At 52.6% G+C, this 13,562-nt stretch carries 13 protein-coding genes; 2 read left to right on the top strand and 11 right to left on the bottom strand.

What is annotated here, in order from left to right:
- Positions 1 to 10 precede the first annotated feature (10 nt).
- Genes dxs through xseB form a run of 3 tightly spaced genes read right to left on the bottom strand, consistent with a single transcriptional unit; the run spans position 11 to position 3,040 of the window.
- Positions 11 to 1,873 carry a 1-deoxy-D-xylulose-5-phosphate synthase gene (gene dxs / locus NNO03_RS17435; RefSeq protein ID WP_271450109.1) on the bottom strand — a complete coding sequence of 621 codons (1,863 nt, stop codon included), beginning with the start codon at positions 1,871 to 1,873 and terminating at the stop codon, positions 11 to 13.
- 24 nt (positions 1,874 to 1,897) lie between these two features.
- Positions 1,898 to 2,797, bottom strand: a complete 900-nt coding sequence (ispA, locus tag NNO03_RS17430; RefSeq protein ID WP_271441087.1) for a (2E,6E)-farnesyl diphosphate synthase — start codon at positions 2,795 to 2,797, stop codon at positions 1,898 to 1,900.
- The gene (gene xseB / locus NNO03_RS17425) at positions 2,798 to 3,040 is read right to left on the bottom strand and encodes an exodeoxyribonuclease VII small subunit (RefSeq protein ID WP_096759458.1); all 243 of its coding nucleotides are present in this window, start codon (positions 3,038 to 3,040) and stop codon (positions 2,798 to 2,800) included.
- A 196-nt stretch (positions 3,041 to 3,236) separates the two neighbouring features.
- Here xseB and thiI point away from each other — a divergent pair, with 196 nt between their 5' ends.
- On the top strand, positions 3,237 to 4,685 hold the full coding sequence (thiI, locus tag NNO03_RS17420) for a tRNA uracil 4-sulfurtransferase ThiI (RefSeq protein WP_137384637.1): 1,449 nt from the start codon (positions 3,237 to 3,239) through the stop codon (positions 4,683 to 4,685).
- A 61-nt stretch (positions 4,686 to 4,746) separates the two neighbouring features.
- On the opposite strand, the gene yajL is transcribed toward thiI, so the two are convergent.
- Both yajL and panE read right to left on the bottom strand, forming a co-directional pair.
- The gene (gene yajL, locus NNO03_RS17415; RefSeq protein ID WP_271450108.1) at positions 4,747 to 5,337 is read right to left on the bottom strand and encodes a protein deglycase YajL; all 591 of its coding nucleotides are present in this window, start codon (positions 5,335 to 5,337) and stop codon (positions 4,747 to 4,749) included.
- The gene (gene panE, locus NNO03_RS17410) at positions 5,300 to 6,211 is read right to left on the bottom strand and encodes a 2-dehydropantoate 2-reductase (RefSeq protein WP_271450107.1); all 912 of its coding nucleotides are present in this window, start codon (positions 6,209 to 6,211) and stop codon (positions 5,300 to 5,302) included. The genes yajL and panE overlap by 38 nt, the downstream gene beginning before the upstream one ends.
- A 174-nt stretch (positions 6,212 to 6,385) precedes the next feature.
- On the opposite strand from panE, the gene NNO03_RS17405 reads away from it, so the two are divergent.
- Positions 6,386 to 6,877 (top strand): YajQ family cyclic di-GMP-binding protein, encoded by a 492-nt coding sequence (locus tag NNO03_RS17405; RefSeq protein WP_003831002.1) that lies wholly within the window; start codon positions 6,386 to 6,388, stop codon positions 6,875 to 6,877.
- Between the two features lie 46 nt (positions 6,878 to 6,923).
- Here the strand turns inward: NNO03_RS17405 and NNO03_RS17400 are convergent, their stop codons facing one another.
- From NNO03_RS17400 to cyoA, 6 genes are all read right to left on the bottom strand, one after another.
- Positions 6,924 to 8,288: an MFS transporter gene (locus tag NNO03_RS17400; RefSeq protein WP_271450106.1), complete on the bottom strand. Its 1,365-nt coding sequence runs from the start codon at positions 8,286 to 8,288 to the stop codon at positions 6,924 to 6,926.
- A 221-nt stretch (positions 8,289 to 8,509) separates the two neighbouring features.
- The gene (cyoE, locus tag NNO03_RS17395; protein ID WP_100194043.1) at positions 8,510 to 9,400 is read right to left on the bottom strand and encodes a heme o synthase; all 891 of its coding nucleotides are present in this window, start codon (positions 9,398 to 9,400) and stop codon (positions 8,510 to 8,512) included.
- A gap of 11 nt (positions 9,401 to 9,411) precedes the next feature.
- Entirely contained in the window at positions 9,412 to 9,741 is a 330-nt protein-coding gene (locus NNO03_RS17390; RefSeq protein ID WP_003831006.1) for a cytochrome o ubiquinol oxidase subunit IV, read from the bottom strand.
- Positions 9,741 to 10,355: a cytochrome o ubiquinol oxidase subunit III gene (locus NNO03_RS17385; protein ID WP_271441080.1), complete on the bottom strand. Its 615-nt coding sequence runs from the start codon at positions 10,353 to 10,355 to the stop codon at positions 9,741 to 9,743. Before NNO03_RS17385 ends, NNO03_RS17390 begins: the two co-directional genes overlap by 1 nt.
- Positions 10,345 to 12,336, bottom strand: a complete 1,992-nt coding sequence (gene cyoB / locus NNO03_RS17380; protein WP_271450105.1) for a cytochrome o ubiquinol oxidase subunit I — start codon at positions 12,334 to 12,336, stop codon at positions 10,345 to 10,347. The genes NNO03_RS17385 and cyoB overlap by 11 nt, the downstream gene beginning before the upstream one ends.
- Positions 12,337 to 12,355: 19 nt before the next feature.
- The gene (gene cyoA / locus NNO03_RS17375) at positions 12,356 to 13,303 is read right to left on the bottom strand and encodes a cytochrome o ubiquinol oxidase subunit II (RefSeq protein ID WP_271441079.1); all 948 of its coding nucleotides are present in this window, start codon (positions 13,301 to 13,303) and stop codon (positions 12,356 to 12,358) included.
- Positions 13,304 to 13,562 lie beyond the last annotated feature (259 nt).

Raw genomic sequence — 13,562 nt, 5'->3', positions numbered from 1 at the left:
GAGGGGGGGATTATGCCAGCCAGGCCTTGATTTTGGCCTCAATTCCGGCTGCATCCAGGCCCAGTTCGGCGCGAGCCTCGTCCTGAGTACCCTGGGGAATGAAGAAGTCAGGCAGGCCGATATTCAGTACCGGAACCGGCTTACGGTGCGCCATCAGCACTTCGTTTACACCGCTGCCTGCGCCGCCCATAATGGCGTTTTCTTCAATCGTCACCAGCACGTCGTGCTGTGCTGCCATTTCCAGAATCAGTGCTTCATCCAGCGGTTTCACGAAGCGCATATCGACCAGCGTTGCGTTCAGCGATTCCGCGACCTGAGCCGCTTCCGGCATCAGCGTACCGAAGTTCAGAATCGCCAGTTTCTCACCGTGACGCTTGACGATACCTTTACCGATAGGCAATTGCTCCAGCGGCGTCAGCTCAACACCTACGGCAGTACCGCGGGGATAACGCACGACCGTTGGGCCATTGTTGTAGTGATAGCCGGTAAATAACATTTGGCGACATTCGTTCTCATCGCTCGGGGTCATAATGACCATTTCTGGGATGCAGCGCAGGAAGGAAAGATCGAACGCCCCCTGGTGAGTTTGCCCATCGGCACCCACGATTCCTGCCCGGTCAACGGCGAACAGGACCGGCAGCTTCTGAATGGCAACATCGTGCAGCACCTGATCGTAGGCGCGTTGCAGGAACGTGGAATAGATAGCGACGATGGGTTTATAACCACCAATCGCCAGGCCAGCCGCAAAGGTCACTGCATGCTGCTCGGCAATGGCCACGTCGAAGTAGCGATCCGGGAATTTACGGGAAAACTCCACCATACCGGAGCCTTCACGCATTGCCGGGGTAATCGCCATCAGCTTGTTGTCTTTTGCTGCAGTTTCACACAGCCAGTCACCGAAGATTTTTGAATAGCTCGGCAGACCGCCGCTGCTTTTCGGCAGACATCCGCTGGACGGATCGAATTTGGGCACCGCGTGGAAGGTGATCGGATCTTTTTCCGCCGGTTCGTAGCCACGACCTTTTTTAGTCATGATGTGCAAGAACTGCGGGCCTTTCAGATCCCGCATGTTTTTCAGCGTGGTGATAAGGCCCAGCACGTCGTGACCGTCTACCGGACCGATATAGTTAAAGCCCAGTTCTTCAAACAGCGTACCCGGCACAACCATGCCTTTAATGTGTTCTTCGGTACGTTTGAGCAGCTCTTTAATCGGCGGAACGCCGGAGAACACTTTCTTCCCGCCTTCGCGCAACGACGAATAGAGTTTTCCAGAGAGCAGTTGCGCCAGATGGTTATTCAGCGCACCGACGTTTTCCGAAATCGACATTTCGTTGTCGTTGAGGATAACCAGCATGTCAGGCTTAATATCGCCCGCATGGTTCATCGCTTCAAACGCCATCCCGGCGGTGATGGCACCGTCGCCAATGACGCATACGGTGCGGCGCTCTTTGCCTTCTTTCTCGGCGGCAACTGCAATGCCGATGCCTGCGCTGATAGAGGTTGAGGAGTGGCCAACGCTCAGTACGTCATACTCACTCTCGCCGCGCCACGGGAACGGATGCAGGCCGCCTTTCTGGCGAATAGTGCCAATCTTATCGCGGCGGCCGGTAAGAATTTTGTGCGGATAAGCCTGATGTCCCACATCCCAGATTAACTGGTCGAACGGGGTGTTGTAGACATAGTGCAGCGCGACGGTGAGTTCCACCGTGCCCAGACCAGAGGCGAAGTGCCCGCTGGAACGGCTCACGCTGTCGAGCAAATAGCGGCGCAGTTCGTCGCAAAGCTTAGGCAGGCTCTCTTTTGGCAGCAGTCTTAACTCCTGGGTGGAGTCGACCAACGCCAGGGTCGGGTATTTGGCTATATCAAAACTCATCGCAAGCTCATTGGATATGTTGGTTTATTTATCACGCTGGATTATGTAGTCCGCTAGCGCTTCCAGTGCCGAGGTATCGAGAGATTGTGCGGCCAGCAAACTTAACGACTGGCGGGCATCCTCAATTAAATCCCGGGCTTTATTCCGGGCTTGCTCAAGACCCAGAAGTGCAGGATAGGTACTTTTGCCAAGCTGCTGGTCGGCACCCTGACGTTTACCCAATGTTGCAGTATCGCCTACCACATCCAGTATGTCATCCTGAACCTGGAAGGCCAGGCCGATACTTTCGGCGTATTTGTCGAGTATCGGCAGAAGTTCTCTCCCTTTATCTCCAGCACTTAACGCACCCAAACGAACGGCGGCGCGAATCAATGCGCCGGTTTTATGGCGATGAATGCGCTCCAGCGCCGCCAGTTCTACCTGCTGACCTTCTGCTGCCAGATCCAGCGCCTGACCGCCACACATACCGGCGATACCGCTGGCTTGAGCCAGTTCAGAGATCATGGCGATGCGGTCACGGTCGGTGACTTCTGGCATCGGGGCGTCGCTGATAATAGAGAACGCCAGCGTTTGCAGCGCATCACCGGCCAGAATCGCATTCGCTTCGCCAAACTTGACGTGGCAGGTTGGCAGACCGCGACGCAGATCATCGTCGTCCATCGCGGGTAAATCGTCGTGCATCAGCGAATAGGCATGGATGCACTCAACCGCGGCGGCGGGGGCGTCAAGCGTACTCAGGCTCACGCCAAACATCTGACCGGTAGCATAAACCAAAAATGGGCGCAGACGTTTGCCGCCTAATAATGCGCCATATTGCATGGTTTCGACCACGGGAGTGTTCTGAAAGGGCAGTGGCGCGATAAAACGGCTCAGTGCCTGGTTAGCCTGCTCAACGCAAGTCTGTAGCTGCTGCGTAAAATCCATTTACTCATTATCCGGTGTAAAAGGCGTGAGGGCGGCGTCTTCAGTTTCTGACAGCAGGATTTGCACGCGCTGTTCAGCCTGTTGCAATTTGACTTGTCCCTGACGTGCCAGCTGTACGCCACGTTCGAATTCGTTCAGCGCCTCTTCCAGCGGCAAATCGCCGCTTTCCAGACGGGTGACAATCTGTTCCAGCTCGCTCAGCGCAGTTTCAAAACTGGCGGGCGCTTCATTTTTCTTCGGCATAATGAATGTCTGACTCTCTGTATTGACAGCACAAGACTATGGTAACGGACTCGCACTGATAAGCAAATAACGCGCAATGTGCACAGTAGCCGCGCGATGGTGGTATACTTGCGCGCCTGGATGCAGTCGCGGGTATGGGCTGCTGTATTATTTTCCATCACAAGTCGTTCAGACTTGCCAAAGAACCATTGCCGCCATGAAGTTTATCATTAAATTGTTCCCAGAAATCACCATCAAAAGCCAATCTGTGCGTTTGCGCTTTATAAAAATTCTGACAGGGAACATCCGTAACGTTTTAAAGCACTACGATGAAGACCTTGCCGTTGTCCGTCACTGGGATCACGTTGAGGTTCGCGCCAAAGATGAAAGCCAGCGTCTGGATATTCGTGACGCGTTAACCCGAATCCCGGGTATTCACCATATTCTCGAAGTAGAAGACGTGCCGTTTACCGATATGCACGATATTTTCGAGAAAGCACTGGTGCAATACCGCGATCAACTGGAAGGAAAAACCTTCTGTGTGCGCGTCAAGCGCCGCGGCAAGCATGAGTTTAGCTCCATCGAGGTGGAACGTTATGTTGGCGGCGGACTGAATCAGCATATTGAATCTGCGCGCGTGAAGCTGACGAAGCCGGATGTGACGGTTAATCTTGAAATCGAAAACGACCGTCTGCTGCTGGTTAAAGGCCGCTATGAAGGTATCGGCGGTTTCCCGATTGGTACACAAGAAGACGTTCTGTCGCTGATCTCCGGTGGTTTTGACTCCGGTGTGTCCAGCTACATGCTGATGCGTCGCGGCTGCCGCGTACACTATTGCTTCTTCAACCTCGGCGGCGCAGCGCATGAAATCGGCGTTCGCCAGGTGGCGCATTATCTGTGGAACCGTTTTGGTAGCTCACATCGCGTACGCTTTGTTGCTATCAACTTTGAGCCGGTAGTCGGTGAGATCCTGGAAAAAGTCGACGACGGCCAGATGGGCGTGGTCCTTAAGCGCATGATGGTCCGTGCGGCGTCTAAAGTGGCTGAACGCTATGGCGTACAGGCGCTGGTGACCGGTGAAGCGCTGGGCCAGGTGTCCAGCCAGACGCTAACCAACCTGCGCTTGATCGATAACGTTTCGGATACGCTGATCCTGCGCCCGCTAATCTCTCATGATAAAGAGCACATCATTAATCTGGCGCGTGAAATCGGTACTGAAGACTTCGCCCGTACCATGCCGGAATACTGCGGTGTGATTTCAAAAAGCCCGACGGTGAAAGCGGTTAAAGCGAAGATTGAGGCCGAAGAAGAAAACTTTGATTTCTCGATCCTCGATAAAGTGGTTGAAGAAGCGAACAATATTGACATTCGCGACATCGCCCAGCAGACGCAGCAGACCGTGGTGGAAGTTGAAACCGTGAGCGGATTCGGTCCGAACGATGTGATTCTGGATATTCGCTCCGTGGATGAACAGGATGACAAACCGCTGAAGGTGGAAGGTGTGGACGTGGTTTCTCTGCCGTTCTACAAGTTGAGCACTAAATTCGGCGATCTGGACCAGAATAAAACCTGGCTGCTGTGGTGTGAACGCGGGGTGATGAGCCGCCTGCAGGCGCTGTATCTGCGCGAGCAGGGCTTTGAAAACGTGAAGGTGTATCGCCCGTAATTGAGTAAACACCGTGTTGTAGGCCGGATAAGGCGGTTACGCCGCCATCCGGCAAGCATGCTTACTCGTAGTAGTTATAAATGCCTGCAGCCATCACCAGTTGTGACGCCACTTCATGAGCTTTTTCTCGCCCGACCAGTAGATCGATAATTTTTAAACCGAAATCGATGGAAGTCCCCGGTCCCTGGCTGGTTAACAGGTTGACGCGTGGATCCCATACGACGCGCTTGTCCTGCCATTGTTCAGATGGGATTTTGTCTTTCAGCGCCGGGAAACCAGTCATATTACCGACGGGGAAAATATCGTGCGGGACGAGCACGGTGGCGGCAGCGGCACAAATTGCGGCGACAATACGTCCGGAACGATGGAATTGCTTCACCGTTTCGATAAGCAACGGGCTGTCACGAAAACATTCAGCGCCTTTAATGCCACCCGGCAACACGATAATGTCGAAATCGCCGTCCGCAACTTCGACCAGGGGCGCATCAGCCAGTAACTTCACGCCACGCGAACAGACAATCGTCAGGTTGCCATCGCTGGCGACGCTTGCGGTCGTGACCTTAATGCCGCCACGAACCAGTAGATCGATAGTGGTGACCGCTTCGGTCTCTTCACTACCAGGGGCGAGGCAAACCAGTGCCTGAGCGCTCATACTCACTCTCCTTTCGCTTTACCATTTCAAACAGGCGGGCATTTTCCGGGACGGCGATGCCGTGCGCACGTGCGCGTTTTAACAAATAACCGGTAATGTAGTCGATCTCCGTATGACGCAAGGCACGAATGTCCTGCAGCATCGATGAGATATTTTCTGCCGTGCTGTCAATTACTTGCTCGACATAATAACGTAAATCATCCGCTGATGTGTGATGACCTTCGCGCTCAATGACCGCCGCCACTTCCTCGCATATCAATGCTATTTTTTCTGGATGCTGACGCAGTTCGCCGTTGGGACAGTTCCAGAGTGCGGTGAGTGGGTTAATGACACAGTTCACAGCCAGCTTACGCCACAGCTCAGCGCGAATAGTGTTGTGCCAGGCGACATCGGGCAGGACATCTTGCAGGATTTCAGCCAGATAGCTGAAATCGCCATCTTGTTCACGTGCCGGGCCAATACGCGTTGTGCCCTGGGCGACATGAATAATAACGTTCCCATCACGGCGTGCCGCGTGAGTGGTCGTACCCATCAACAGGGGTTGCCGAATGCTATGCAGTTCTTCAATTGTCCCCATACCGTTGTGAATTAACAGAATGGGCGTGGTTTCAGGCAGAATAGCGGCCAGGCTTTTGACTGCGTCAGAAACCTGCCAGGCTTTTAGTGTCACCAGCAGCAGATCGCTTTTCGCCAAAAAATCGGGGTCGTTTGCCGTCAGGGATTCATTAAAAACGGATCCATCCGTGTCAATCAGGTTCACGCTGCAATAAGGTTGTGGCACGCGTAGCCACCCTTGCACCTCATGTCCATGTTTGCACAGCGCTGTAAGCCACAGCTGTCCTAACGCTCCGCATCCCAGTACGGTAATTTTCATTCTTCCTCCTCACCTGCAACAGCACCAGGTGTTAATCCATATCCGCTACATCCCATTATTGTTCGCAGCTATCAGTACCACGTACAATTAAAGGATACAGCCTAGTATAGCGCTGTCTGTTGAGTAACTTTGCAGGTATTATGCTTCGCATCAAAAATGAAGGGAGAGGAAAAGATGCCATCTTTCGATATTGTTTCTGAAGTTGATCTTCAGGAAGCCCGTAACGCGGTCGATAATGCCAGCCGCGAAGTGGAGTCACGCTTCGATTTTCGTGGCGTTGAGGCCACCTTTGAGCTGAACGAGTCAAATAAGACGATTAAGGTGCTGAGCGAGTCTGATTTCCAGGTTAATCAGTTGCTGGATATTTTGCGTGCCAAACTGCTGAAACGTGGTATTGAAGGCACGTCGCTGGATGTACCAGAAACTTTCGTGCACAGCGGTAAAACCTGGTTTGTCGAAGCTAAGCTGAAACAAGGCATTGAAAGCGCAGTGCAGAAGAAAATCGTCAAGCTGATCAAAGACAGCAAACTGAAGGTGCAGGCACAGATTCAGGGTGAAGAAATTCGTGTAACCGGTAAGGCGCGTGACGATCTGCAATCCGTTATGGCGCTGGTTCGCGGTGGCGATCTCGGCCAGCCGTTCCAGTTCAAGAACTTCCGCGATTAAGTCGTTATGTCAGATGGCGTGAGCCGCCATCTGACAAATCTCATCTTCAAGCCTGGCTAATCGTCTGTTCAACTTCAAATCGATTCGTCACTTTACTGTCGATCTTCACGTAGGCCGAATGCTCTTTTGCCACCAGTAATACTTCACTGACGCCTTCTTTTGCCAGCAGGCGCTGTTTAAGCGTGTCATCTGCTGCAATCTCTGACGGGATCTCAATACGCAGACTGCTGACATACGGCGGCTCTTTCATTGTACTGGCCACCGCCAACCAAACTGCCGCCAGAAGCGCACCGGCCAGGAATACGGCCTGACCATCAAACATTTCGACCACCCAACCGCCGAGCGAACCGCCAATCGCCACGCCAAGAAACTGGCTGGTGGAGTAAACGCCCATCGCCGTGCCTTTATAGCCTGCGGGGGACTCTTTGCTGATAAGCGAGGGGAGGAGGGCTTCCATCAGGTTGAAGGCGAGGAAGAATATTTGCACGCCGGCAATCAGACCCCAGAATCGAATGTTAGCGCTCCACAATACAATCTCTGCGATAAGGATCAGTAACACGCAGGCGAGGAACACGCGTTTCATCTTGCGCTTCACTTCGGCGTAAATGATGAACGGCACCACGGAGATAAAGGACAGCAGCATCGTCACCAGATAAATTTTCCAGTGCTCTGCGGCGGGGAAGCCCGCTTTCGCCAGTTGGCCTGGTAAGGCGACGAAGGTGGACATCAGTAAAATATGTAGGCACATGATGCCGAAATTGAGCTTCAGCAGTTTAGGCTCCGCCAGGACTTTACTGAAGCTGTCTTTGACCATGCCTGATTCGCGGTTAAGCACATGGGTGGTGCTATTGGGAACGACCCAAATGGTTAGCACAATACCCGTGGTAGCAAGAGCTGCGATCATCCAGAACAGCGCGTGTAGTCCCAGCGCATGGGTAACGATTGGTCCTAGCACCATCGCAATGGCGAAGGTGATACCAAAGCTGACGCCGATAAACGCCATTGCTTTTGTGCGGTTTTGTTCACGGGTTAAATCGGAAAGCAGCGCCATCACAGCGGCGGCAATCGCCCCGGAACCCTGCAGCGCACGACCGAGAATAATGCCCCAGATGGAGTCCGACAGTGCGGCAATCACGCTACCGAAGACGAATATTGCCAGTCCGCCAACAATAAGGGGCTTTCGACCGATGCGGTCAGAGACCAGTCCAAAAGGGATCTGGAAGACGGCTTGCGCCAGGCCATAAATGCCGATGGCAAGGCCTATAAGCGCTTCGCTGGCACCTTGTAACGCCATACCGTACGTGGTCAGAACTGGCAGGACCATAAACATGCCAAGCATGCGCAGAGAGAATACGGTCCCTAAACCCCAGGTGGCGCGCAACTCACCGGGCGTCATTTTGTAATCGTTCATTCCCACCTCTGTATTAATTTCGCGCCTAGTGTAAAGCGCTAAGCTGGCTGGGTAAATATGCGCTTTATTAACAAATGTTGGGGTTGTGAGGGGCGTTGGCTGGAGACGGAAATGCCGGATGACGATACTCACGTATCTTATCCGGCCTACAAGCAATGTGCTTTTTTGTAGGCCGGATAAGGCGTCAGCCGCCATCCGGCATAGAAGAGGTGACGATTAACTTACCAGACGTAAGTCAGCAGGTTCTGCGAGTTTGGCACCATAAAATCGACGGACATCATCACGGAAAGCGCGGTAATGGCGATGATGGAGAAACCGAACAGCTTGCGCGCCCAGACTCTGTCATCTTCCACTTTATAACCGCGCAGCGCCATGCCCAACCACCAGACGCTCACCGCCGCAGCAACAATCAGGTATTTATAACCGGCATAGCCGCCCAGGGTTAGCATCAGCGTGGCAATAGCAAACGCCACGATGTAAAGCGTGATATGGTTTTTCGCGACCGAAATACCTTTCACCACCGGCAGCACCGGGATGTTGGCAGCCTGATAATCCTTGAAGCGGAAAATCGCAATCGCGTAAGAGTGCGGCATCTGCCACAGGCTGAAAATAGCCAGCAGAATCAACGCACCGCTATCGAACACACCGGTTACGGCGCAGTAGCCAATCACCGGCGGCGCAGCGCCGGAGAGTGAGCCAATCAGCGTACCGTAAACGGAATGACGCTTCATATACAGGCTATAAACGCCTACATAAACCACGAAGCCCATTACCCCCAGCCAGCAGGCCAGAGGGTTCGCGCCAAACCACAGCAGCATAAAGCCAGCAATACCCAGCAAGGTGGCGTATACCAGCGAGACCGCAGGGGATATCAGACCTTTAACCAGCACGCGGTTTTTGGTCCTCTCCATCTTCCTGTCGATATCCCTGTCGATGTAGTTGTTAAATACACAACCCGACGCCACAACCAGTGACACCCCAACCAACGTGTAGATAAACAGGGGATAATCAATGCTGCCCTTCGAGGCCAGCAGGAACCCCCCAATCACCGAGATCAGGTTGCCAAAGATGATGCCTGGTTTCGTTACTTGCAGGTATTGCTTAAACATCATAATCGCCGCTCTTAGTGCATCATCATGTTGTAGTTAAGGTTCCACATAATCCAGATGGAGCCCACAACCAGGATGGCGATGATTAGCACAGTAAAGACAAAGGCCGTCATGTTCCAACCTTCATCAGATTTGCTATTCATGTGCAGGAAGCACACCAGGTGCACCAGAATCTGTACCACTGCCATTGCCAGAATAGTTCCCAGAATGACGGCCGGAGAAGCAGAACCTGTCATGACCATCCAGAACGGAATGACCGTCAGGATGATCGACAGGATAAAACCTGTCATGTAGGTTTTTACGCTGCCATGGGATGCGCCGCCGCTCTCGTTAGAATGACTCATTACATCGCCCCCATCAGATAAACAACAGTGAACACACAGATCCACACCACGTCCAGGAAGTGCCAGAACAGGCTCAGGCACATGATACGGGTACGGTTAGTGCTGGTCAGGCCGCGACGAGCAACTTGCACCATCAGCACCGCCATCCAGATAAGACCGGAGGTGACGTGCAGACCGTGCGTGCCGACCAGCGCGAAGAACGCAGAAAGGAAGCCGCTGCGATCCGGGCCCATACCGTTAACAATCAGGTGATGGAATTCATAGAGTTCCATCCCGATGAAGCCGGCACCGAACAAGAAGGTCAACGCCAGCCAGGAGATAACCTGGCTCTTGTTGTTCTTGTACATGGCGATAGCTGCCATGCCGTAAGTAATGGAGCTGAATAACAGCAGGAATGTTTCAACCAGAACGAACGGCAGTTCAAAAATGTCCTTACCTGTTGGGCCACCTGCGGTGCCGTTCACCAGAACGGCGTAGGTTGCAAACAGAATAGAGAACAGAATGCAGTCGCTCATCAGGTAGACCCAAAATCCGAAGATTTTGGTCTGGCCTGCATCGTGGTGCCCGTGTTCGTGCGCGTGGGCATTCGCGTGCGTTAAAGTATCAGTTGCCATTTTTCAGCCCTGCCTTTGTAATCTCATCGAAATGCTGGTTTTCCAGTTTTTCGACTTCCGGTACCGGCACGTAGTAATCCACGTCTTCATCAAAGCTTTTCACGATCCAGCTGATGATCATGCCTGCGAAGCTTGCAATCGCCAGCCACCAGATATGCCAGATCATGGCGAAACCAAACAGTGTTGCGAAGGCCGTAATGACGACACCTGCACCGCTGTTTTTCGGCATATGAATCTCTTCATAATGCGCAGGCTGCTTGTACGCTTCACCTTTCTCTTTCATTTCCCAGAAGGCATCACGCTCGTGGACGTGTGGCACAACGGCAAAGTTATAGAACGGAGGCGGGGAAGAGGTTGCCCACTCCAGCGTACGACCACCCCATGGGTCACCGGTCAGGTCACGGTTCTGCTCGCGGTCACGAATAGACACGTAGATCTGAATCAGCTGGCACAGGATACCCAGTGCAATCAGCGCGGCACCGCAAGCGGCAACGACCAGCATTGGGTGGAACTGAGGGTCAATCTGCTGGCTGAGGCGACGGGTCATACCCATAAAGCCCAGTACGTACAGCGGCATAAATGCGACGAAGAAGCCGATGATCCAGAACCAGAATGCGCGTTTACCCCATGTTTCGTTCAGCGTGAAGCCAAACGCTTTTGGCCACCAGTAGGTCATACCTGCGAAGCAGCCAAATACCACGCCGCCGATGATAACGTTATGGAAGTGCGCAATCAGGAACAGACTGTTGTGCAGCACGAAGTCTGCACCCGGAACCGCCAGCAGCACGCCGGTCATACCGCCGACTGAGAAGGTGACGATAAAGCCAATCGTCCACAGCATTGCTGAGTGGAATACGATGCGGCCCTGATACATGGTGAACAGCCAGTTGAAGATCTTCACCCCGGTTGGGATGGCGATAATCATGGTGGTAATACCGAAGAAGGCGTTTACGTTAGCGCCTGCACCCATGGTGAAGAAGTGGTGCAGCCAAACAACGAACGACAGAACGGTGATACACACGGTTGCCCACACCAGTGAGGTGTAACCAAACAGGCGTTTACGCGAGAAGGTTGCAGCGATTTCGGAGAACACACCGAAGACCGGCAGAACCAGAATGTACACTTCCGGATGGCCCCAGGCCCAAATCAGGTTGATGTACATCATCATGTTGCCGCCCATATCGTTGGTAAAGAAATGGGTGCCCAGATAGCGATCCAGGGTCAGCAACGCGACGGTAACCGTCAGGATTGGGAAAGAAGCGATAATCAGGATGTTCGCACACAGAGATGCCCAGCTAAACACCGGCATCTTGAACATGGTCATTCCTGGTGCACGCATCTTAATGATGGTCACAAAGAAGTTGATACCGGTCAGGGTTGTACCAATACCGGACAACTGGACTGCCCATATCCAATAGTCGACCCCGACGCTTGGACTGTACTCTATTCCCGAAAGTGGCGGATACGCCAGCCAACCGGTCTGTGCGAATTCACCTACGCCCAGAGACAGGTTAACCAGGATTACGCCGACAACGGTGAACCAGAAGCTCAGGTTGTTCAGGAACGGGAATGCAACGTCACGTGCGCCGATCTGCAGCGGAACCACCAGGTTCATCAGACCGATAACAAATGGCATTGCCACGAAGAAGATCATAATCACGCCGTGAGCCGTGAAGATCTGGTCGTAGTGGTGAGGAGGCAGGAAGCCCGCTTCACCTGCAGAAGCCAGCGCTTGCTGACTACGCATCATGATGGCGTCGGCAAAGCCACGAATCAACATGACGATTGCGACGATGACATACATGATGCCAAGGCGTTTGTGGTCAACCGAAGTCAGCCACTCTTTCCACAGGTAGGTCCACTTACCGAAGTAAGTGATAAGGCCCAGTAAGGCCGCACCACCGATGATAATGGCAGCGATCGTAACCATGACAATGGGTTCATGGAACGGCACTGCATCCAGCGTCAATTTTCCGAACATCGTATTCTTCCTCGGCCCCTTAGTGAGCGGATTCCGCGTGGCTCATGTCCATGCCTTCCATTCCTTCATGTGCGTTGTGCTCACCTTCGGGTTGGGTCATGTCCATGCTCTTACCGTGAGCCATAAATTTGTTAATAACGTCTTTAAACAAATCCGGTTTCACGTTGGAGAAATATTCCACCTGGTTGTATTCGCTTGGCGCAGCCACTTTCTCGAACGCAGCCATGTCGCTCATGGTATTCGTGGACTGTTTAGCTTTAGCAACCCATTGGTCGAATTCGGCGCGGTCCTTTGTTGCGATAGCCTTGAACTTCATACCGGAGAAGCCTGGTCCGCTATAGCTTGCGGAGATACCATCATAAGTACCGACTTCGTTGGCGATCAGATGCAGTCGAGTCTGCATGCCGGCCATGGCATAAATCTGGCTACCCAGACGCGGGATAAAGAAGGAGTTCATCACGGAGTTGGATGTCACTTTGAATTCAACCGGAGTATTCGCCGGGAAGGCGATTTCATTCACGGTAGCGATACCTTGTTCCGGATAGATGAAGAACCATTTCCAGTCCATGGAAACCACTTCGATGGTAATGGGCTTCTCGTCATGCGCCAGCGGTTTGCTTGGCTCAAGAGCGTGAGTGGTTTTCCAGGTCAGAACGGCAAGGAAAATGATGATTAAGATAGGCACCGTCCAGACCACAGCTTCCACTTTATTGGAGTGTGACCAGTTCGGGCTGTACTTCGCATCTTTATTGCTTGCACGGTACTTCCAGGCAAAACCAACAGCCATCAAGATGGCAGGAATAACGACAATCAACATCAGGCCAAATGCCGTCAGTATCAATGACCGTTGTTCCAGTCCAATCTGTCCTTTAGGGTCAAGCAGCGCAGAATTACAGCCACTGAGTAATGCAGTGCCTGCAATTAATGACAACCATCCCAAACTTTTATTGTATTTCCTGAGTCTCATTTAACGACCTCAATTCCACGGGACCGGGTGGCGTTTAAAGTGTGAGGGCATTTTACGGGAAGGTTACATTACTGTAAACATCATTGGATCTGTGTTACCGGGTTCTGCCGTGCATGTCACATATGTTGCAATATATGTCGCCTCAGCTTTAAGAACCTGTTGCAACATCACGTTATAACGAAAGCGGGCGAGCTGGGGAGGTGTTGAGGGCAATTGGTATAACCAATACGAAAATAAAACAATTGTTTAACAATTGATT

The sequence above is a fragment of the Citrobacter sp. Igbk 16 genome, assembly GCF_028069755.1.
GTDB lineage: Bacteria > Pseudomonadota > Gammaproteobacteria > Enterobacterales > Enterobacteriaceae > Citrobacter.
The sequence above is the reverse complement of the archived record's forward strand: the minus strand, read 5'-3'. Positions and strand labels throughout refer to the sequence as shown.

Coding starts and splice junctions, on each gene's coding strand:
- thiI (WP_137384637.1), top strand. CDS start 3,237: ATGAAGTTTATCATTAAATTGTTCCCAGAAATCACCATCAAAAGCCAA.
- cyoA (WP_271441079.1), bottom strand. CDS start 13,303: ATGAGACTCAGGAAATACAATAAAAGTTTGGGATGGTTGTCATTAATT.
- ispA (WP_271441087.1), bottom strand. CDS start 2,797: ATGGATTTTACGCAGCAGCTACAGACTTGCGTTGAGCAGGCTAACCAG.
- cyoB (WP_271450105.1), bottom strand. CDS start 12,336: ATGTTCGGAAAATTGACGCTGGATGCAGTGCCGTTCCATGAACCCATT.
- yajL (WP_271450108.1), bottom strand. CDS start 5,337: ATGAGCGCTCAGGCACTGGTTTGCCTCGCCCCTGGTAGTGAAGAGACC.
- NNO03_RS17390 (WP_003831006.1), bottom strand. CDS start 9,741: ATGAGTCATTCTAACGAGAGCGGCGGCGCATCCCATGGCAGCGTAAAA.
- cyoE (WP_100194043.1), bottom strand. CDS start 9,400: ATGATGTTTAAGCAATACCTGCAAGTAACGAAACCAGGCATCATCTTT.
- NNO03_RS17385 (WP_271441080.1), bottom strand. CDS start 10,355: ATGGCAACTGATACTTTAACGCACGCGAATGCCCACGCGCACGAACAC.
- NNO03_RS17400 (WP_271450106.1), bottom strand. CDS start 8,288: ATGAACGATTACAAAATGACGCCCGGTGAGTTGCGCGCCACCTGGGGT.
- panE (WP_271450107.1), bottom strand. CDS start 6,211: ATGAAAATTACCGTACTGGGATGCGGAGCGTTAGGACAGCTGTGGCTT.
- NNO03_RS17405 (WP_003831002.1), top strand. CDS start 6,386: ATGCCATCTTTCGATATTGTTTCTGAAGTTGATCTTCAGGAAGCCCGT.
- dxs (WP_271450109.1), bottom strand. CDS start 1,873: ATGAGTTTTGATATAGCCAAATACCCGACCCTGGCGTTGGTCGACTCC.
- xseB (WP_096759458.1), bottom strand. CDS start 3,040: ATGCCGAAGAAAAATGAAGCGCCCGCCAGTTTTGAAACTGCGCTGAGC.